Genomic DNA, 18,978 nt, shown 5'->3' on the forward strand with positions numbered 1-18,978 from the left:
TCAGTTGCGCTCGGCCGGTGCCGGCGGCGCCATCTGCTGGATGCGGCTCTGGCTGTCCGCCAGCGAACCGCCCCATGCGGCGTTGCTGTCGACGATGGTGGGCTTGATCAGGATGACGAGCTCGCGCTTCTGATTCACCCGGTTGGTGTTGCGGAACAGGCCGCCGACCACCGGCGCATTGCCCGCGCCCGGCACCTGCGACTGGTCGCCGCTGCTGGCCTGGCGCATCAGGCCGCCGATGGCGATGATCTGGCCGTTCTGGCCGCGCACCACGCTGTCGGTTTCCGAGGTGTTGCTGGAGGCGAGCGGCAGTGTCAGGTTGCCCAGCTGGCCGAGGTTGACCTGGCGGTTCAGCGTGGTGACTTCGGTCACCGAGGGATGCACGTGCAGGATGATGTTTTCCTGGTCGTCGATCTGCGGCGTGACGTCCAGCACCACGCCGGAGAAGAACTGCTGCAGCGTCACGTCCGGCGTGGTTGACGTGTTGCCGTTACTGACGTTGACAGTGGACGATACCTTGGTGACGAAGAAGTCGTCGGTGCCAACCTTCAGGATGGCCTTCTGGTTGTTCAGTGTAGCGATGCGCGGGCTCGACAGCACATGCACGTTGCCCTGGGTTTCGAGGAAGGTCAGCAGCGCCGCAAAATTGGAGCTCTGGATCGCCACGCCGAAGATGGAGCCGGCGGCATTGCCGGCCGCCTGCACGATGCTGCCTGGCGAGGTGTTGTAGCTGGTCGTGCCGCGCAACCCGGTCAGCGGATTGATTGTGTCGGCAGCGGTATAGAGGCCGTTTGCCACTGCCTGCCCGGTGGAAGTGGGGGCAGGCACATAGCTGCGGTTCATCAGCGTAGTGCCGGGGGCGGCAAAACCCAGGCCGAGCGGATTGCCAAGCACCGAAGCGAACGAGGCCCAGTTAATGCCTTGCTGGAAGCTGTCATTGAGCTGTACTTCCAAGATCTTCGCTTCCAGGATTACCTGGCGCTCGATAGCCAGTTGCGAGGCTTTCAGGTATTGCGCCACGGCGCGCAATTCGTCCGGCATGGCGCGTACCACGATCACGCCGGACTGGCGGCTCACCACCACGCTGCGGCCATCCTTGCCGATGTTCTTGTCGCGTTCATCGATGTTGGCGATGGCCTTGATCGAGTCGCGCAGTTCGGTCCAGAAATCATTATTGGCGGTGGAGCTAACGCGGCTGCTCGGCGCGATCTGGTTGTTGGCCAAGCCTGGCGTGGTGGTGTTGGTGGTGCCGGGCGCGGCGCTCGGGTTGACGCTGCTGGTTGGCGGGACGCCGGTGCCGGTCGTGCCGGTGTTGGGCTGTGCGGCGCCGCCCGCGCTGGCCGCCACGCGGGTATCGGACGAGCCCATACGGATCGCATTGAGGTAATTGACCTGGAACACGCGCGTCTGCAGCGTCAGCGGCTTGATCACCACCCGGTTGCCTTCGACGGTGTAGTCATAGCCATAGATCTCGCGGATCGAATCCAGCGCTTCGAACAGGGTGACGTTCTTCAGGTTGGCGGAAATGGTGCCATTCACATCCGGATGCACGAGTACGTTGAAGCGGCTGTGGGCGCCGACCGCGGCGAAGAACTGGCGGGCGTTGACTTCATTGAACGCCACGCTGAACCGTTCCTCGGCTTTCTGGGGCGCGGCCGGCTTCAATGGCGGCAGCAGCGCTTCCGATACAGCGGGCGGCACGGGCGCTGCCGGACGGGCCGCGGCGGCGGCGGTTGCCTTCTCGATCTCCTGCCTGATCATGTCGTAGGTCTGGCGTTGCGTCGGCGGCGTGGAGCAGCCGATGAGGCCGAGGGCAGTTGCGGCGATGAGGGTGTTCTTGATCATTTGATTTTGCTTTGCTTGGGCGAGACGGACGCGGCAGGGAGCTTGCCGTCCATATAGCGGGTTTCTATTCCGGGATACAGCTTCAGGGTCTGCATGCCTTCTGCAGTGCGCAGTACGACTTCCCCTTCGGTGATCTTCAGCACCTGGGCATCGTCGTAGCGGTCGCCGACATGCACCACGCGGCCGCTGATAATGGCTTCGCGAACGCCATCCGCGATCATCACGGATTGCAGCACGCCCAGTCTGGACGACGCACCGGAGGCCGACATGGCGAGGTCGCCGGCTTGCGGCGGCCGGGTTGGGTCAGGCAGCGACTGGGCCAGCGCGGCGGCCGGCAGGCATGCGACCAGCAAGGCAAGATGCACTCGCATGCTGGCAAGGCGGCCTAGATATTGAGCCATTGCTTCTCCAAGCTTAAGGTGTAGAGCGTAAGTGAAAGGGTGGCAGTCGGATAAGCGTTGACGCGCAGGCCGAGCTTGCCCCAGACCACGCGGACAGGCAGTTTCTCCAGCTGGGCAATGTAATTCATCAGATCCAGGTATTGGCCTTGCAGGACGATTTCCACGCCATGCTTGTAGACCATGGCGCTTGCCTGCGCCGTGGTGCCGGCGGCTGCCGGTGAAGAGGGCGTCGGTTTCGCCTGGCCGGCGCTGGTGTCAAGGCTCTGGATCGGCAGCTTGGCAAGCGACACCAGGCGCAGCCTTTCCTGCCTTGCCAGCATCGATTCCAGCATGGTCACCATCTGGTCTGGCGGCACCAGGTCATGACTCAGCGCTGCAATCGCCTCTTGCGCCGCTGCTTCCTGCTGCTTCAGGCTTGCCAATCGTTCCTTGTTTTCGGCATCTGGATCGACCACCGGCTCGGCAGCCAGCTTGTCGATCTCGGTTTGCAGCTTTCTGGTAGCGGCCAAATCGCTGGCTATTTGCTTGCCCTGAGCGGCGGCCCGGGTGGAAGCTGCATTCAGGAACAGCTGGTTCGACACAACGATCATCAGGGCGGCGCCAGCACAGAACAGCGCAGCACGCTCGCCCAGGCTCCGTGTGTCGACCCAGCCCGACATGCTGGTCCAGCGCAGCTTGAGCTGCCTACTGGCTTGCGCACTCAATATCTTCATCGTTCATTTCCGTTCATGTTTTGGCTGGCACTGGCCACTGCTTCGGCTGATCCCAGCGAGAAGCTGACATAGCCAGTCAACTCGCCAGCTTTCGTATTGGCGGCGGGAGCAGGCGAAGAGGGCGCACGCAGTGTCATGCTGCCCAACGACTTGCCGGCCAGCGCATTTTCCTGGCCTAGGAAACGGATGTAGGCCGGTAGCAGTTCTGGCGCCATTGCGCGGCCCATGATTTCAAGCTCATGGCCGCCATCGCCCAGCGTCAGTCCCGTCAGCCAGACACCAGGCATAGCCCGGTTAGCTAGCGCGCGCATGACCGCGGCATAGGATTCATCGTTATTAAGCTGGCCCCTTTGTACAAAGCCCAGAATCTGCTGGCTTGCCGCCAGCCTTGCGGTGGCTTGCGTAATGGCTTCTTCCACCGCCTTGTCGGCGGGGCGGGGACGTGTCTTTTCCACCATCACGACCAGCTTTTCCTGGGCTGCCTTCAGTTTGGCCGCGACTGCCTGCGCCTCCCGGCCGGTGCGTCCTGCCTGATAGGCCGAATAGCTGGTGAATGCGATTACTGCCAGCAGAATTGCGCCCAATCCCTGTGCCATTGCCAGCGCCGAAAACTGTTTTTCCTGTTGCAGGAAGACCGGATTAAACAGGTTGATCTGCTGGCTCATAGTGCTTTCTCCTCATGCCGCAATGCCAGGCCCAACGCAAGGAGAAACCTATGCTGCGTAGTCAAATCCTTTAGTTCGGGAACCCGCGATATGTCGAGCACCTTATCCAGGCGGAATGGCTCCACCCTGGTGTCGAGGTTGTCTGCCAGGAAGGTAACCAGGCCGCCATCGTCGTCGCCGAAGGGCGCGACTGCCAGCAGTGACACAGTGGTCCAGTTGAACTGGCGGTTGAAATGATCCAGCGAGCGCTGGATCTCAAGCGCAACCCGTTCATGATGATGCGCTCGCACAGCCGGGTCCGGGTGGCCGATCTGGTCCGCCGTCAGGTCCAGTCGGCGCGCCAGGCATAGCTCGCCGCCGCTGGTGATCGTCAGCAGGCTTCCAGTTGTATCAAAGCTGATCAGGCCAGCTGCATGACCTTCGTTTTCCAGCAGCGCGGCCAGATTGCGTTGCGCCATTTCAGGGATGTCAATCGCCTTGAGCGTCAGTCGGGCAGCCTGGAAGTGACGATGATATTCATTGGCCAGCTCTGTGTGCGCCACAACTGCATACATCCCGCGCGCGCGCTGCGTAGTCTCCTTGCTGCTTGGGATGCTGAGCACATCGATGGTGTTTTCTTCCTTGTTAATGTCGATCATGCTGGCAACTGTCCAGGCGATGGCCGACTTCAGTTCCGTCGCTGGCACATTGGGCGCTTCTACGGGCAGGAAGTGATAATCCGCGGCATTCAGCGCTGTGGTGCAGGCATGGCGCTGGCCTTGCCAGTTCCTTGCCAGACGGGCCAGTGCTTCCGACGGTGCGTTACTCTGATCCATCTCGGACGCGATCATCGCAACGACCGGCGCCGCGCCAGCAGGCCGGTAAACATGCGCGGCGCGGACCTCTCCTGCCTGGAAGGTCACTGCCCGCCAGCCATCCATTTCTTTGGTTTTTCGTAATCGGAACATGCGTATCCAGGTATTGGGTTGAGATGCTTGCCGGCGTGGAGCGCTATTGCGGCCCCGTCGCTACTTCGTGCCACTTGACTACGCCCGCGCCGGGAAAGCGCACCCGCGATCCGCCGCCAGAGGTGCTGTCGGGCCTCACGGTTATAAGCGCATAGGCAGCGGCCTTTTGCGTAAAGGTGTACCCCATATTGAAGCTCGCGCCGCTTGCACCAGCAGGGCCGCAGAACCATGATTCGCCGGCCACATTGTTGGCATTGCTGCTGTAGAGGTTGGTTGTCGAAAGGGTGCTGCACGATGGGCCAGTGGCAGCGCCGCCGTTGTTACGTGAGAGCGCATCGATCACCACGCCGTTGGAAGGCAGCGTGACGTTGTGCGAAATGGCGCTCACTGCGGTGGCTGACGCGATCGAATCAAAACTGGCAATCGGGTTGCTCTGGTCAACGCCGTTGAGATTGACATTGCCGACCGCAATGCCTGCCGGGCTGGCGTCAAAGGTGATGTCCACGGTGCTTGTGCCGACAGGCGGATTGACCAGGTAATAAATCTGCACGGCATAAGCGTCATTGGTGTTGATGGCGGGCGCGGCTGGCGCGGTGCTGGGCGCGGTGGTGAATGGCGTCGACATCAACGATGAGCCGTACTTCACATTGAGTATCTTTGCCGGCCGGTTTGCCGCGATAGTCCAGAAGACGGTCAGCACATACAGCGGCTTTTCGCTGGCACTCACTGTATTGGTGATGGTGTAGTGCGGGTTGCCGTTCACGGTGACCGCAGTCAGAGCCTTGGTGCCAGAAGCATTCAGTGCCTTTTGCACCAGCAGCACTTCCAACGTCCTGGCATCGACCGTCGTCTGGCCATCGGCTGCGAAGGACTTGCCAGTGCTCTGCACCCTGCAATAAGTGTTGCCGCAAGTAGCTGCCGGGCAGGCGGTGCCGTCAAAGTCCGAGGCGCCGAGGTAGTTGAGGCCGAAGCTGCCAACGCCAGGCATCGTCAGGGTTTCATTGGATGTGGAGGTGCAGGCGGCGCCAGCCGCGTAGCGCTGGGCGGCACGCTCAAGGCCGCTCTCCGCGAGGTAGAGCGACTGCACCCGCTGGTCGGAACTGAGCGCATCGCGCACGACGGAGCCGGTCAGTTCCTGGTTGCGCAGAAGCGAAATGAAAACAATCATGAACAGCAAGGCGACGATGCCCAGGCTGGCGACGCCGCGCTGCCTTGCCGATGGATTGGTGATCGACTGGTTCATGTCAACGGTTCCGTAGAGCGATGCGCGTGCGCTGGCTGTAGGTCTGTCCTGTGGCATTGGACTTGACTGCAAGGGTGTACTCGACCTGACGCACGTTCGCCGGAGTCAACGTCGTCAGGCCGGCTTGATCGTAATAGGCGAAGGCAAGAGAGCACATGCTGTCGGTCAGGACGGGAAGATAGCCAGCTACCGGAGTCATTGCGGGCGTGTTGTAAGACAGCCTTACAGTGCCATTGCACGCTCCGTTGCTTGGCGCGCTCTGGTCTATGGTGACAGTCCGGCTCGTCGTGGTACCGGCATAGTCGATACGGTCGAACTTGAAGGAGGTTGCGCTCATGGCTGTGATGCTGCCGGGGGTCAGCTCACGGATCTCGAAAGCAATCCGATCGCTGGCGTAGCGCAGCCTGTCACTGGTTACGGCGAGATCAGTCGTCGTGCCGTACGCTTTCAGGCTCCCGATAATGACGGGTGTGCCGGCCTTGACCAGGATGCCGATGATGGCCATTACCATGACCAGTTCAAGCAGCGTGAAGCCGCGGCAGGCAGGCGGGCGGCGCATCAGTAGCTCACCAACATCAGGGTCACGCTGGCCGTGACGGCGGTGGAAGGGCAGGTAACGCCACTGGTGCCGGCGCATACCTTGACCACGATGTCGCGGCAGGTCGCGCCATTGGGGCAGGCGGTGGTGGTGGTGCCGGTCGATGTGGCCGGCACGGTGACGGTGCGAATGAATGAAGCCGGCGTTGGGTCGCACATCGTGCTGTTGATCAGGGTCGATGTAAACCCGAAATCCTTGCGGGTCTGGATCACGCGCTCAGCGCATTCCTGCGCATAGCGGGAAAGCAGTTGCGCATCGGCAGCCCGCTGAAGGCTGCCATTGGCGTTCCCCCAGAGCTTGGCGGTGCCCAGCATGGCGACGCTGATCATAACCATCACGGCCACCAGTTCGAGCAGGGTGAACCCGGCGCTTGTACGCATTTCAGTAGCTCACTTCGGCGAAACCCGTGATGGGTCGCAGGATGACCGTCGCCCTTTTTGATGCGGCGGAAACGGTGAACGTGCGGGCCGGATTACTGGCAATCAGGCTGGTGCCGGACCAGGGCCTGCCTATGCTGTCGAAATCGATGGTGCTTGCGCTTGTGGAGGACGCATCGACAGCGCTGATGGCGACCCGTTCATAAACGCCGAAATTGTAGGCTTCCGTCGGAAATTTGAAATCCGCATTGGTGACCGGGTCCTTGATCGGCGTCGTGGTATTCAAGCAAAGCGTATTGGCGATCACCTTGGGGCAGCTCACCCACCAGGCGGGGCGGACGAAGCGCTTGCAGGATTGACCAAGCGCCGGAAGCGTCGTGGTATTGGTGGTGTAACTTGATGTGGCGGTGTTGTTGCACACATCCGTAATCTCGATGCCGACATTCAGCCGTAGTGGCAAACCTGTTTTCATGGCGATTGCCTGAAGGCGGGCAATGCCTCGCTTTAACGCGTCGGCGTGCTCCTGAGCGTCGACTTGGGAGGACGCGCTTATCTTGACTAGCGCGGTGCTGGCTAGTATGCCAATCAGGACCAGTACGGCAATCATTTCAAGCATCGTATAGCCGTAAGTTGGATTGCTGATCGGTTGGCGCATTTTTATATCAGGGGCATCGCGCACCGGAAAAGAGCAGGCTTTCCGGTGCGCGGTTCTGTTAAGAAATGGTGTCGGTGATTAAGGAGTGCGTTTGGTGACGGTGATCAGAGAAGGGGAAGCAACGACTCCGCCAGTAGAGACAGCTGTAAATTCGGCAAAAGAGTTGCCGTCGGTGAGAGTCACGCCCGTGCATTTAATGACGTCGCCGGTGACGGTAGGGCAGAGAGGGTCGGCCATCTCAGCCGCGATTTGTACTGGCGTAGGCGATGTTTTCGCTTTTGCGTATGCGACCGACCATGCTGACTTCAGCGCGCCCAGCGTTGCGTCCTGCACACCTTCATAGGCAGCCGTGGATGTGCTAGTGAGCTTCGGAATCGCCACTGCTGCCAGAATGCCCAGGATGACGATAACGATGATCAGTTCTACGAGTGTGAAGCCCGACTGAATTGCCTTATTGAGTTTTCTTGGTGTCATGATGTTCATATCCTCTAGAAGTTTAAAAAAGTACCACTTGGTTTTACTGCGGAAAAATCTGTCCCGACCCTTTAAGCAGTTAGCGCTGCGTCTCGCCACAAGTGCTCAACCCGATTAGCGGGTGCGCCTGGTCTGCACCTGTCCCATGTCCCACATCGGCACGAATACCCCAAGCGCCAGAATGAGCACCAGGATGCCAATGAAAAAAATCAGAATTGGCTCGATTCGGGCAACCAGTGTCTTGAGCTCGTATTCCACGTCCTCTTCATACATGTCCGCGATTTCGCTCATCAGTCTGCCGATCTCCCCGGTTTCCTCGCCCACGCCGATCATCTGCAGTACCCGCGGCATGAACACGCCGGTGGTGGTAGCGGTGCGCAACAGGCTCTCGCCGCGCTCCACGCCATCGCGCATCTGTTCGACCGCTGAAGCGATATAGGCGTTGTCCACCGTGCGTGCCACCACGCTCAGCGCGCGGCTGATAGGCACGCCGCTTTCTTCGGCCAGCGCATAGCTGCGGGCAAAGCGGGCCATGGTGCCCTTCAGGATGATGGGGCCGGCGATGGGCAGCTTCAGCTTCAGCTTGTCCCAGGTATATCGGCCGTTCTTGCCGTCAGTCCAACGGCGAAACAGGTAGGCAGCAGCCGCAGCGGCTGCAAGAATCAGTTCCCAGTAGTTCAGCGTGAACGACGACGTCGCGATGAGCATGCGGGTCATCAGGGGCAATTCAAAATTGGCCTTCATGAAAATCTTCGCGAACTGCGGAATCACGAAGGCGCTCACCACACCGATGGCGCCAACGATGGCGAACAGCACGAACTTCGGATAGCGCAGCGCAGCCTTGATCTGTTCCTGCATTCTGCGATCGAGCTGCAGGTAGTCATGCAGCCGCGGGAAGATCATGCCCAGCCGGCCGGTCATCTCGCCGACCTGCACCATGCTGACGTAATACTGGTTGAAGACTTTCGGATGGTCGCGCATTGCCGCCGAGAGTTCGCGGCCGGCATCGAGTGCGGCGCGCAGCGATCTGAGGACCCTAGCAAAGCTCTTGTTGGACGCTGAATCCTCCAGGCCCTTCAGTCCCTGCATGATGGGAACGTTCGCCCTCAGCATGGTATGCATCTGCCGGCTGAACAACTGCACGTCAAGACTTGTGACCGGCGGCGACGTGAGCCGCTCTAGCAGACTGGCGGGGGCGGCGCTGGACTCGTTCCTGCTCGGCGTGATGTCAATCGGCGTTGCACCTGTGCCGAGCAAATAGGATGCCACTGCTGCCTGGTCAGCCCCTTCCAGCGTCCCCTGCAGCAGCTCTCCGCGGTTGTTCCTCGCCTTGTAATCGTAGTAAGCCATGGTGGTTTACGCCGCCGACTGGTTGGAGACAGCCATGGCCTCGGCCACGGTGGTCTTGCCTTCGACCGCCAGCTGCACCGCATGGCGCCTCAGCGTCCGGCCGCCCATCTGGCGCTCGGCTTCGCGCAGGAAGGCCTGCGGATTGTTTTCCGAGGCGATGTCGGCCAGCGACTGGGTCATTTCCAGCATTTCATACACGCCCACCCGGCCGCGGTAGCCGCTGCTGTTGCAATGGCTGCATCCGCGGCCATGCCGGAAGCTGTGCTCGTCGACCCGATTGCCCAGCTCCGCCTTGAGCCATTCCCGTTCCGACAGGGAGAGCGCATGCGGCTCGTCGCAGACGTCGCAGATCACCCGCACCAGGCGCTGCGCCAGCACCAGCTGCAATGCCGAGGCCATGATATAGGCCGGCACGCCCATGTCGAGCAGGCGGTTGGGCGTGCTGACGGCGTCGTTGGTGTGCAGCGTGGAGAACACCAGGTGGCCGGTTAGCGCGGCGCGCATGCCGATCTGCGCGGTTTCCTGGTCGCGCATCTCGCCCACCAGCACCACGTCCGGGTCCTGGCGCAGCGAGGCGCGCAGCACGCGGGCGAAGTCCAGCTCGATCTTGTCGTTGACCTGGACCTGGTTCACGCCAGTCAGCTTGTATTCCACCGGGTCTTCGATGGTGATCAGCTTGCGGTCCGGCGTGTTGAGTTCGGCCAGCGCGCCATACAGCGTGGTGGTCTTGCCGCTGCCGGTCGGGCCGGTGACCAGCACCAGGCCGTTGGGACGCGCCAGCACGGCGCGAAAGCGCTTGAGCATGTCGGGCGGCATGCCGATCGAGTTCAGGCTGATCGCGCCGCGCGACTGGTTCAGCAAGCGCATCACGATGGATTCGCCGAACTGCGTGGGCATCGTCGACAGGCGCACGTCGATCTTCTGCTGGCCGACCTTCATCGCGAAACGGCCGTCCTGCGGCAGGCGCTTTTCCGAAATGTCGAGGTTGGACATGATCTTCAGGCGCAATGCCAGCGATGCCGCGATCTTGGGGCTGGCCTCGGTCTGGAAGTTCATCACGCCGTCGATGCGGAAGCGGATCTGCAGGCTGGCTTCCTGCGGCTCGATATGGATATCCGATGCCTGCACCTGTGCCGCGTCATCGAAGATGCTTTGCAGCAGCCGCACCACCGGCGCGTCTTCCAGGCTGGCCGCGCTGTCGGTGAAGCCGAAGTCGACCTGCGTGTCGCCCATTTCCTGGCCGAGTTCGCGTGCCGCGTCGGTGATCTCCTCGGTCTTCCTGTACAGGCGGTTGATGGCCTCGAACAGCAGGGTTTCCGACACTACGGCAAGCTCCAGCCGCTTGCCCAGTATCCGGTGCAGTTCGTCGTAGACGTAGATATCGGTCGGGTCGGCCAGGCCAACCAGCAGGCTGTCGCCGCGGTCTTCCAGCACCATGGCCCGGAAGCGGCGCGCGCGGATTTCCGGCAGCACGCGGATCGCGGACGGATCGATGTTGAAGGTCTTTAGGTTGATGTACGGGATCCGGAACTGCCGGCTCAGCGCCATGCAGATGTCGTCGCCCGCGACAAAGCCCTGGTCGACCACGATCTGGCCCAGCTTGCGGCCCGAGCGTTTCTGCTCCTGCAGGCACCACTGCAACTGGTCTGCATTGAGCAGATTTTGCTCGACCAGGATGTCGCCGAGGCGGGCTTTAGCGGCGACCATATTGTCCTTTGATGTTCTGCGAAGCGGCAGGGCCGGATGCCGATCTGGTGCCGGTCACACGCCCAAACGCCACGACCACTGCATTGCCGGCAACAGCCATGCAGGGGAAGGAAACGACATCGCAAACTCCCTCGAATACATCAGGCTTCATCGTAATTGGTCAGACTCGGAATTTGATCTTGGAAAACGTCGCCGGCGTCAGGTGCCGTGGCTGCGATGGCGGATACCATCAGTGAACTCAGACTTTTGCTCAAAGTTATGAACCAATGGTACTAAAAAATACCCTTGCTTTCAAGAAAAGTTTCTATGAGTTAAGAAAAGCAACAGCTCTAGTTGTTTTTCGGAACTTTTGAAATTTTCTTTTTTAAACAAGCATTTACCGCGAAAAATTTAGACAGCATTGCATGTTGTGACATCCGCAATGTCGTTTCCCCCTATGTAATTGCTGGTATCGGCAGAGCGCAATGCCAATTGCAGACTTACCAAAAAGAGATTTTTTCAGACGCAGCTACTGGATCTTCTGACCTTGTAGTGCCCGCCTCAAAGGCAAGGAATGCGCCGTAACCTCATGACCGATTTGTCAAGTTTAGTTGCTTAAAAGCAGCACAATTCGTTGCAAGACAGATATCGTTTTATTTCCTGCAAGAAATTTCCCAGTAGAATGTTAACCATGTCCCGAGTGACATGACCTTCATTCTCTGGAACTGTGATGACCCAAATCCGTCTTGCTTCTTTTCCTGCTGCTTCGGCTTCCACGACTATTGCGCTGGCGTTCGCCGCGGCGCTGACTTTCCCGGCTGTTTCCGCTCATGCAGCGGCACCCAGCGATGTGCGGGCTGCAACGGCGGCTGGTTTGCCGCTCTATGCGCCCAACCGCCTTCTGATCCAGCCGCGTGCCGGCCTGTCGAATGAAGAACTGGCCAAGCTGCTGAAAGTGCATCGTGGCCTGGCGCGCCGCATCGGCCGCAGCGATGTCTTTGTGGTTGACCTGCCCAACGGCAATGCCAATGCGGTGGCCAAACTCCTGGAACACCATCCGCACCTGAAAATGGTGGAGCTCGACCGCCTGGTGGTCAGCTCGGCATTGCCGAACGACCCGTATCTGGGCAGCCAGTGGCATGTGGGAAAGGTTGGGACATCGACGGCCTGGGACAGTGCCGCCGGCATGGGCGAGGGCGTCAAGATCGCGATCCTGGATTCCGGCGTCGACGCCAGCCATCCTGATCTCGTGGGCAACCTGGTCCCCGGCTACAACTTCGTGGACGGCAATGCCGACACCAATGACACCTGCGGACATGGCACGGCAGTCGCCGGCACTGCCGCCGCGGTCAGCAATAACAGCGCGGGCGTGGCCGGCATTGCCGGCAAGGCCAGGATCATGCCGGTCAAGGTTGCCTTCTATAACACCAGCACCAGCGGCTGCTATGCGTATTACAGCACCGTGGTCAGCGGCATCAACTTCGCCGCGGACAACGGCGCCCGCATCGTCAACGTCAGCTACAGCGGCGTGGCCGGCAGCCAGGCGATACTCAACGCGGCGCAGTACCTGCGCAGCAAGGGCGGCCTGCTGTTTGCATCGGCCGGCAACAATGGCCGCGATGAGGGCGTGGCGCCGACTGCCACCATGACAGTGGTATCGGCAACCGATGAAAACGACAACCTGGCAAGCTGGTCCAGCTATGGCAGCTTCGTGACCGTGTCTGCGCCGGGCACCAATATCTGGACCACCAGCACCGGCGGCCGCTATGGCCAGTGGAACGGCACGTCGTTTGCCAGCCCGCTGGTTGCCGGCGTTGCCGCGCTGATGATGTCGGCCAACCCCTCGCTGGATAACCTCACCATCGAAAGCCTGCTGTATTCCACGACGGTGGACCGCGGCGCCGCCGGACGCGATCCTTACTATGGCTACGGCCGGGTCAATGCCGCCGCCGGCGTGCAGGCCGCCGTGAGCCGCCTGGTCAAGGTCGATAGCCAGGCGCCTTCCGCCGCCTTGACCGCGCCGCTGGCTGGCGACACGGTGTCGGGCCTGGTGGCCGTCAACATGGCCGCCAGCGACAACGTGGGTGTGATACGGGCCGACCTCAAGGTGAATGGCACCGTGGTGGCAACCGATACGTCCGCGCCTTTTGGCTTCACCTGGGATAGTGCCGGCGTGGCCAATGGCACGGCGACGCTGACCGTGGTCGCCTATGACGCTGCCGGCAACCCCGGCGTATCGCCCTCGGTGGCGGTGAATGTCGTCAATGCCGCCAAGGTGGCAAGCAACTGGACCCGCTGCGCATCAGAAGGCAATGCCTGCAACTTCAGCGGCACCCGCCAGGTGCGTTACGGCGCCAACAATGCCTACGCCTTCGTCACCGCCACCGGCGCGGTTGCCTGCTCCAACGGCGTATTCGGCGACCCGGCGTATGGCGTCGTGAAGACTTGCGATTACGGCGATGCCATCAGCACCACAACCATCACCACGGCGCCGGCGCCAGCGCCGGTTGTTGAAACCTGGACCAACTGCGCGGTCGAAGGCGCCAACTGCACCTTCACCGGCACGCGCACCGTGCGCTACGGCGCCAATGGCATCTATGCCACCAAGGTCGTCAACGGCTCTACGGCTTGCGCAAACTGGGTCTTTGGCGACCCGGTGTATGGCGTTACCAAGTCGTGCTCCTACTCCAGCATGACCCAGTAGGCATGAAAAAGCCTGGGCGCGATGCCACGTCGCGCCCAGGCTGGTTCGGGTTTGTATCAGGACCTGCCGGTCAGCGCGTTATCCGCCTGACGGTACACCACTGGAACATCTGCCTGTCATCCCCGATGCCTGCGCTGTGCAGCGAGCAGCTTTGCGGGTCCAGCGAGTAGCCATAGGTGCCCAGCACCTGCTGCGCCTTGTCCTGATGCGCCTTGTTTTCCGCATCGATGTCCGGGTAGGGATCAGGAGCCTGCTTTTGCAACTGGCAGGCTGCGCCCTTTGCAGCCGGGTCGGCCGCTAAAACACTCGCACGTAGCTTGAACCTGCCGATGAACCATCGTAGCGCGTTGCATCGGGAAGGCGTGCTCGTCAGGCCGAACCGATCTGCCAGCGCCTTCATGTGTGCCGCACGCTCGGGATAACCATCGTTTTCACCTTTGAAGATTGCATGGACAGGGCCATTGCGGCCGGCGATCATGCTTTCGACCTTTGCTGAAAAGGCGGTGCCTTTTGGGAAATTGCCATCGACCTGGACAAAGGCCACTTCGGGCGGAAATGCCATGACGAGCCAGCCCCATGGCGGATCGCCCTCGGCAATAAGCACGGTGGTACGTGCCGGATCTGCAAGCGCTGGCACGTCGACATGGAAGGGCTTATCGCTCCATCCTTCATGTCCCCATGACTTGAACCCACCCAGAAGCACGAGAAGCGTGACGATCGCAATAAGCCACGATGCTGTGGCCTTTGCCCGGGAATAGGAAAGCAGCCGGGCGCAAAGCAAATAAATGACCAGTGGCGCCAGCAGATCCATAGGCACCAGATAGCGATAGATGCTGAAGATCTTCATCCACAAAATGAAGCCGAGCACCAGCACAACGACAAGGAACCGGGCATCCGGCGCCAGTCGACGAGTTGCCAGCTTGCGGATTTTCGCGACAATCATCTGCATTGCCAGCAGGATGAGGAGCAAGTAGGCGATAGCCCAGATCACGTAGCGAAGCGGAATCTGGCCCGCCTTCTTCGCATCCGCTGAAATGATGAAGGGCCAGAGCAGCTGCTGCCACAGTGTCTTGGGCAGCCAGGACTTATCGGCGGCACCGGTGGTGACTGCAAGCGGATTGGGGAACAGATTGCCGAATTGCGGAAAGAGCGGATTGCCAAACGTCTGCCACATTGTGTGGAACCAGAAGCCGGCGGTACCGGCAATGCCTGCCAGCACGCCAACGCCGAATGCAAATGCAGCCTGAATACGCGTCGCTGGCGAACCAGGCAGTGTCAGTATGCCAAGGCAAATCGCCACGGCATAAGGCGCATTCGTCAGTTTCAGGCCGGTAGCCATGCCAGCCAGCACACCCGCTGCTGCCAGCGTCCACAGGGCATGAGCGGATCGGGTTGCAAGCGTCGGAATCGCATGCAGCGTGGCGAGTATCGATGCCAGGCAGAACAGCGCTGTGGCGTTGTCTCCCATCGTACTTCCCAGCTCTGACAGGAAATTGGCCGTAAGGCATCCCGCAAGCGCAAGCAGGATGGGCGTGCGCTGCCTATCCGTATCCGGCAGCCAGGACAGCACCTTGCGGCATATCGCCAGCAGCAGCACGAAATTAAGGCCATGGACTACGCCCATCAGGAAACCAAGCAGGCGGGGTGGCAAATGGTTTATCGCGAGGTAGTACGGTATATCGAGAAGCGGATTGAAGTAGCTTTGAAAGCCGGCCGGCGCAAAGTCGGTTCCGAGCTTGTCATGGAGGAATGCAAACGCATTGTAAAGATGATAGTTCCGTAAATCCCAGTTGTTGTCAGGGCCCAGCAGAAGCGACCAGATGCCGAAGGCGATGGGCACCAGCATTGCTGCATGGATTGGGGACCGCGAACTATTGAGATACAACCAGAACAGGTGGAAGTATGTTTTTTTCTTCGAAGGTTGAACGTTGGCAGTCCTGGCGGGTAGGGGAGTGATATTCACGGTTCTTGTGGAAAGCACAACAAAAAATAAAGATCAGCGCTATGGCGCTGTCCTTCGTCATTGGGATTCTGTTCCAGACCCAGGTCGAGATTGCGTAGTTGCTTACAAGGCTTTATGGTTCCGGTTCCGTCATTGACGCGCCATGTATCCACGGTGACGCTCTGGTTCCCTGGCGGGTAAGTGGCAGAAAAATGAATCAGCAGGATGATTTGCAACCGGGGACTTGCTTCCGGTCGTGTCACCGCAGCGTGATTTTTACGATTGGCCAAGCCATAAAAAAACGGCCCATATCGCTAGAGGCCGTTCAGTGATTGGTGCCGAGAGCCGGAATCGAACCGGCACGCTGTTTCCAGCGCGGGATTTTGAGTCCCGTGCGTCTACCTATTCCGCCATCTCGGCAACGCAGCCGGCATTATCCTCTATTTGAAGCGTTCCGGCAACACGAAGCGCCGGGGCGGGCTGGCGTTAATGCTCCCCTGACGGCTGACTGTGGCAGCAAAATCGACGCCGCATTGCCGACTGGCTCTTGCAAGGCTATGTCCGGCAGCGGATTGAACATATCGGATTGAACTTATCGATGCGCAGCCGCTTCGTCCTGAATCTTCTCTCGTCAGCCAAACACCTGCCGATACAAGGCTTCCACATCATCCCGCTCCCTGGCGATACGTTCCAAAGCCACCCTGGCCCGCTCCTCACCCTGCAGCCTTATCTGATGCTGCAGGCGCCGGAATTTCCGGTAAGCGTCTGCAACCTGCTGCGCCAATGCGTCATCGATCAGGCCAAGCTTGCCGCACAATTTCAGCAGGGCGATGTTGCCGATATCCGCCGTCAGCCCGGGATGTTGCGCCGCGTGCCGCAATACCAGGAACTGCACCATGAATTCGATATCGATCATGCCGCCTTCATCATGCTTCAGGTCGAACATCGGTGAGCGGTTCGGATGGGCATCATGCATCTTCCTGCGCATGGACAGGATTTCCTGCCTGAGCTTGTCCGGATCGCGCGGCAGCCGCAACACCCGCTCGCGCAGCTGCTCGAAGCGCTGGCCGATTTCCTCATCGCCGGCACAGAAACGGGCCCGGGTCAGGGCCTGGTGCTCCCATACCCAGGCGGAAGACAACTGGTATTTCTCGAACGAGGCGATGGAGGAGCAGATCAGGCCGCTGGCACCGTCCGGCCGCAGCGCGATATCGACATCGAACAGGATGCCGGCCGGGGTGTGGCTGGTCATCCAGGTGATGAAACGCTGGGCCAGGCGGGCATAGTTGCCCGGCGCTTCCGGGTCGTCATCGTCGTAGAGGAATACCACGTCGAGGTCGGACGCATAACCCAGTTCCTTGCCGCCCAGCTTGCCATAGGCGATCACCGCAAAACGGGGCACTTCCCGGTGCCGGGTGCGCACTGTCTGCCAGGCGGCCGTGACGGTGGCGCTGACCAGCACGTCGGCCAGGCTGGACAGATGATCCGCCAGCCGCTCAACGGTCAGGTCGCCTTCCAGATCCTGCGCCAGAAGACGCAGCAACTGGGCATGATGCAATTCACGCAGCACATCCATCTGGCGCTCGGTGTCGCCGGGCACCGCATCGAGTTGCCGCTGGCATTCTGCAGCGAATGCCGTCCAGTCCGGCGGTGATCGCAGGGTTTGGTCATCCAGCAATTCATCCAGCAGCAGGGGATGCCGGGTCAGATAGCCAGCAGCCCATTCGCTGGCCGCCATCATCCGTATCACCCGTTGCAGTGCTTGCGGATATTCGGTCAGCAAGGCGAGATAAGAGGCGCGGCGGGCAATGGTGTCGAAGAAGTCGAGCAGGCGGCCCAGCGTGGCCGACTTGTCGTCGGCAATCGCGGCAATCGCCGGCAGCGCACTGTTGACCAGCGAAACCATCAGGTTGCGGCTGCTCTCGGGCATGGCCTGCAGGCGCGGCGAGGTCCAGAGGTTAGTCAGGCGACGGGCCGCAACCAGAGGGTTCTCATATTGCAGGGCAGTCAGGTGTGCGGTAATCGCTTCTTCGGTATCGCCATCTGTCAGTACGGCGGACAGGTCAGGGCCGGAGACGGTACTGTCTTCATCAGCTTGCGCCGGTTTCTTTTCGCTGAACATGTCATCGAACTGTTTGGCGACTATCGAGCGCTGTAGTTGGAGCTCGGCCATGAGTGCGGGAATGTCATCGAAGCCCGCCATCTTCGCAATCGTCAGTCTGTCTTCCTCGTTGGCCGGCAGGGTATGGGTCTGGGCATCGTCCAGGTATTGCAGCCGGTGTTCCAGGTCGCGGAGGAAGACATAGGCATGCTGCAACTGCTCGACTTCCTGTTCGCCCAGCAGGCGCTTCTGGGCCAGGACATCCAGCGTCCTGCGGGTGGAGCGATCGCGCAATTCAAGTTCGCGGCCGCCGCGTATGAGCTGGAATACCTGGGCCAGGAATTCGATTTCACGGATGCCGCCACGGCCCAGCTTCACATTGTGGCTGCGTTCCGGATGGCGCGCTTCCTGGCGTCGCACTTCCGCGCGGATCTGGGCATGCATATTCCGCATTGCGTCGATCGAACTGAAGTCCAGATATCGTCGATAGACAAAGGGTTGCACGATATTGTCCAGGGTCGCGATATCGTCCGCATTACCGGTCAGCGCACGGGCCTTGACCCAGGCATAGCGTTCCCATTCCCGGCCCTGCACGATCAGGTATTCCTCCACCATATTGAAGCTGGCCACCAGCGGGCCGGAGGCGCCGTTCGGCCGCAATGCCATATCGACCCGGAAGGTAAAGCCATCCTCGGTGATCTCGGACAGGTCGCCGATCAGCTTCTTGCCCAGGCGGATGAAGAATTCATGATTCGACAACTGGCGCTGGCCGGGCTGGTCGGTCACCGTTTCGCCGTCTTCGGGGTAGACAAAAATCAGGTCGATATCGGATGACACATTCAGTTCATCACCGCCCAGCTTGCCCATGCCCAGCACGATCATTTCCTGCACCTTGCCGGATTCTTCGCTAACCGGCGTGCCGTACAGCGCCCGCATGTCCCCGGTCAGGGCTTGCAGATGGGTGCTTACTGCGAAATCGGCAAAGCGGGACATGGTTTCCACGACTTCCGCCAGATCCGCCTGGCCGCCCAGGTCGCGGGTAATCAGGGAGGCAATGACCAGATTACGCACGCGGCGCATCGCGCGCGGCAAGGGCATGCCGGCGCCTGTTTCCGCTTGCAGCAGTTGTGCGAACCGGTGGGATGTCAGTGGTGCGACCGCTGCTTGCGCAAGTTGCGCCGGCCGGCTGGTCTCGGCCTGCAGCCAGCGGGCAAGAAAACGGGAAGCGGTGGTGTTGACCAAGGGAAATCTCGCTGGGAAAATGGACCCGCTATTTT

At 60.5% G+C, this 18,978-nt stretch carries 15 protein-coding genes and 1 tRNA gene; 1 reads left to right on the forward strand and 15 read right to left on the reverse strand.

Annotation, left to right across the window (positions count from 1 at the left end; translation table 11 throughout):
• From mshL to KTQ42_RS02370, 12 genes are all read right to left on the reverse strand, one after another.
• Window positions 1–1,845, reverse strand: a complete 1,845-nt coding sequence (gene mshL, locus KTQ42_RS02315; RefSeq protein ID WP_217344035.1) for a pilus (MSHA type) biogenesis protein MshL — start codon at window positions 1,843–1,845, stop codon at window positions 1–3.
• On the reverse strand, window positions 1,842–2,246 hold the full coding sequence (locus tag KTQ42_RS02320; RefSeq protein ID WP_217344036.1) for a hypothetical protein: 405 nt from the start codon (window positions 2,244–2,246) through the stop codon (window positions 1,842–1,844). Before KTQ42_RS02320 ends, mshL begins: the two co-directional genes overlap by 4 nt.
• Entirely contained in the window at window positions 2,231–2,959 is a 729-nt protein-coding gene (locus KTQ42_RS02325) for a hypothetical protein (RefSeq protein ID WP_217344037.1), read from the reverse strand. The genes KTQ42_RS02320 and KTQ42_RS02325 overlap by 16 nt, the downstream gene beginning before the upstream one ends.
• On the reverse strand, window positions 2,956–3,624 hold the full coding sequence (locus KTQ42_RS02330; RefSeq protein ID WP_217344038.1) for a PilN domain-containing protein: 669 nt from the start codon (window positions 3,622–3,624) through the stop codon (window positions 2,956–2,958). Before KTQ42_RS02330 ends, KTQ42_RS02325 begins: the two co-directional genes overlap by 4 nt.
• The gene (locus KTQ42_RS02335; protein ID WP_217344039.1) at window positions 3,621–4,571 is read right to left on the reverse strand and encodes an agglutinin biogenesis protein MshI; all 951 of its coding nucleotides are present in this window, start codon (window positions 4,569–4,571) and stop codon (window positions 3,621–3,623) included. Before KTQ42_RS02335 ends, KTQ42_RS02330 begins: the two co-directional genes overlap by 4 nt.
• A 43-nt stretch (window positions 4,572–4,614) precedes the next feature.
• The gene (locus KTQ42_RS02340; RefSeq protein ID WP_217344040.1) at window positions 4,615–5,814 is read right to left on the reverse strand and encodes a hypothetical protein; all 1,200 of its coding nucleotides are present in this window, start codon (window positions 5,812–5,814) and stop codon (window positions 4,615–4,617) included.
• Between the two features lies 1 nt (window position 5,815).
• Entirely contained in the window at window positions 5,816–6,373 is a 558-nt protein-coding gene (locus tag KTQ42_RS02345) for a type II secretion system protein (protein ID WP_217344041.1), read from the reverse strand.
• A complete protein-coding gene (locus tag KTQ42_RS02350) occupies window positions 6,373–6,792 on the reverse strand; it encodes a type II secretion system protein (protein ID WP_217344042.1) in 420 nt (139 codons plus the stop codon). Before KTQ42_RS02350 ends, KTQ42_RS02345 begins: the two co-directional genes overlap by 1 nt.
• A gap of 1 nt (window position 6,793) precedes the next feature.
• Window positions 6,794–7,444 (reverse strand): type II secretion system protein, encoded by a 651-nt coding sequence (locus KTQ42_RS02355; protein WP_217344043.1) that lies wholly within the window; start codon window positions 7,442–7,444, stop codon window positions 6,794–6,796.
• A 78-nt stretch (window positions 7,445–7,522) separates the two neighbouring features.
• Entirely contained in the window at window positions 7,523–7,918 is a 396-nt protein-coding gene (locus KTQ42_RS02360) for a prepilin-type N-terminal cleavage/methylation domain-containing protein (protein ID WP_249222616.1), read from the reverse strand.
• 114 nt (window positions 7,919–8,032) lie between these two features.
• Window positions 8,033–9,268 carry a type II secretion system F family protein gene (locus KTQ42_RS02365; protein ID WP_217344044.1) on the reverse strand — a complete coding sequence of 412 codons (1,236 nt, stop codon included), beginning with the start codon at window positions 9,266–9,268 and terminating at the stop codon, window positions 8,033–8,035.
• A gap of 6 nt (window positions 9,269–9,274) precedes the next feature.
• A complete protein-coding gene (locus KTQ42_RS02370) occupies window positions 9,275–10,975 on the reverse strand; it encodes a GspE/PulE family protein (RefSeq protein ID WP_217344045.1) in 1,701 nt (566 codons plus the stop codon).
• Between the two features lie 709 nt (window positions 10,976–11,684).
• Here KTQ42_RS02370 and KTQ42_RS02375 point away from each other — a divergent pair.
• The gene (locus tag KTQ42_RS02375; protein ID WP_217344046.1) at window positions 11,685–13,658 is read left to right on the forward strand and encodes a S8 family serine peptidase; all 1,974 of its coding nucleotides are present in this window, start codon (window positions 11,685–11,687) and stop codon (window positions 13,656–13,658) included.
• A gap of 70 nt (window positions 13,659–13,728) precedes the next feature.
• Here KTQ42_RS02375 and KTQ42_RS02380 read toward each other — a convergent pair whose 3' ends face one another.
• From KTQ42_RS02380 to glnE, 3 genes are all read right to left on the reverse strand, one after another.
• On the reverse strand, window positions 13,729–15,621 hold the full coding sequence (locus KTQ42_RS02380; RefSeq protein WP_217344047.1) for a glycosyltransferase 87 family protein: 1,893 nt from the start codon (window positions 15,619–15,621) through the stop codon (window positions 13,729–13,731).
• Window positions 15,622–15,933: 312 nt separating this feature from the next.
• Window positions 15,934–16,020: transfer RNA gene (locus KTQ42_RS02385), tRNA-Leu, on the reverse strand.
• Between the two features lie 211 nt (window positions 16,021–16,231).
• A complete protein-coding gene (glnE, locus tag KTQ42_RS02390) occupies window positions 16,232–18,943 on the reverse strand; it encodes a bifunctional [glutamate--ammonia ligase]-adenylyl-L-tyrosine phosphorylase/[glutamate--ammonia-ligase] adenylyltransferase (RefSeq protein WP_249222617.1) in 2,712 nt (903 codons plus the stop codon).
• Between the last annotated feature and the right edge of the window lie 35 nt (window positions 18,944–18,978).

This window comes from Noviherbaspirillum sp. L7-7A (assembly GCF_019052805.1).
In the GTDB taxonomy this organism is placed as follows: Bacteria; Pseudomonadota; Gammaproteobacteria; order Burkholderiales; family Burkholderiaceae_D; genus Noviherbaspirillum_A.

Excerpts from the sequence above, each read along its gene's own strand:
- mshL (WP_217344035.1), bottom strand. The coding sequence starts at position 1,845 with ATGATCAAGAACACCCTCATCGCCGCAACTGCCCTCGGCCTCATCGGC.
- KTQ42_RS02320 (WP_217344036.1), bottom strand. The coding sequence starts at position 2,246 with ATGGCTCAATATCTAGGCCGCCTTGCCAGCATGCGAGTGCATCTTGCC.
- KTQ42_RS02325 (WP_217344037.1), bottom strand. The coding sequence starts at position 2,959 with ATGAAGATATTGAGTGCGCAAGCCAGTAGGCAGCTCAAGCTGCGCTGG.
- KTQ42_RS02330 (WP_217344038.1), bottom strand. The coding sequence starts at position 3,624 with ATGAGCCAGCAGATCAACCTGTTTAATCCGGTCTTCCTGCAACAGGAA.
- KTQ42_RS02335 (WP_217344039.1), bottom strand. The coding sequence starts at position 4,571 with ATGTTCCGATTACGAAAAACCAAAGAAATGGATGGCTGGCGGGCAGTG.
- KTQ42_RS02340 (WP_217344040.1), bottom strand. The coding sequence starts at position 5,814 with ATGAACCAGTCGATCACCAATCCATCGGCAAGGCAGCGCGGCGTCGCC.
- KTQ42_RS02345 (WP_217344041.1), bottom strand. The coding sequence starts at position 6,373 with ATGCGCCGCCCGCCTGCCTGCCGCGGCTTCACGCTGCTTGAACTGGTC.
- KTQ42_RS02350 (WP_217344042.1), bottom strand. The coding sequence starts at position 6,792 with ATGCGTACAAGCGCCGGGTTCACCCTGCTCGAACTGGTGGCCGTGATG.
- KTQ42_RS02355 (WP_217344043.1), bottom strand. The coding sequence starts at position 7,444 with ATGCGCCAACCGATCAGCAATCCAACTTACGGCTATACGATGCTTGAA.
- KTQ42_RS02360 (WP_249222616.1), bottom strand. The coding sequence starts at position 7,918 with ATGACACCAAGAAAACTCAATAAGGCAATTCAGTCGGGCTTCACACTC.
- KTQ42_RS02365 (WP_217344044.1), bottom strand. The coding sequence starts at position 9,268 with ATGGCTTACTACGATTACAAGGCGAGGAACAACCGCGGAGAGCTGCTG.
- KTQ42_RS02370 (WP_217344045.1), bottom strand. The coding sequence starts at position 10,975 with ATGGTCGCCGCTAAAGCCCGCCTCGGCGACATCCTGGTCGAGCAAAAT.
- KTQ42_RS02375 (WP_217344046.1), top strand. The coding sequence starts at position 11,685 with ATGACCCAAATCCGTCTTGCTTCTTTTCCTGCTGCTTCGGCTTCCACG.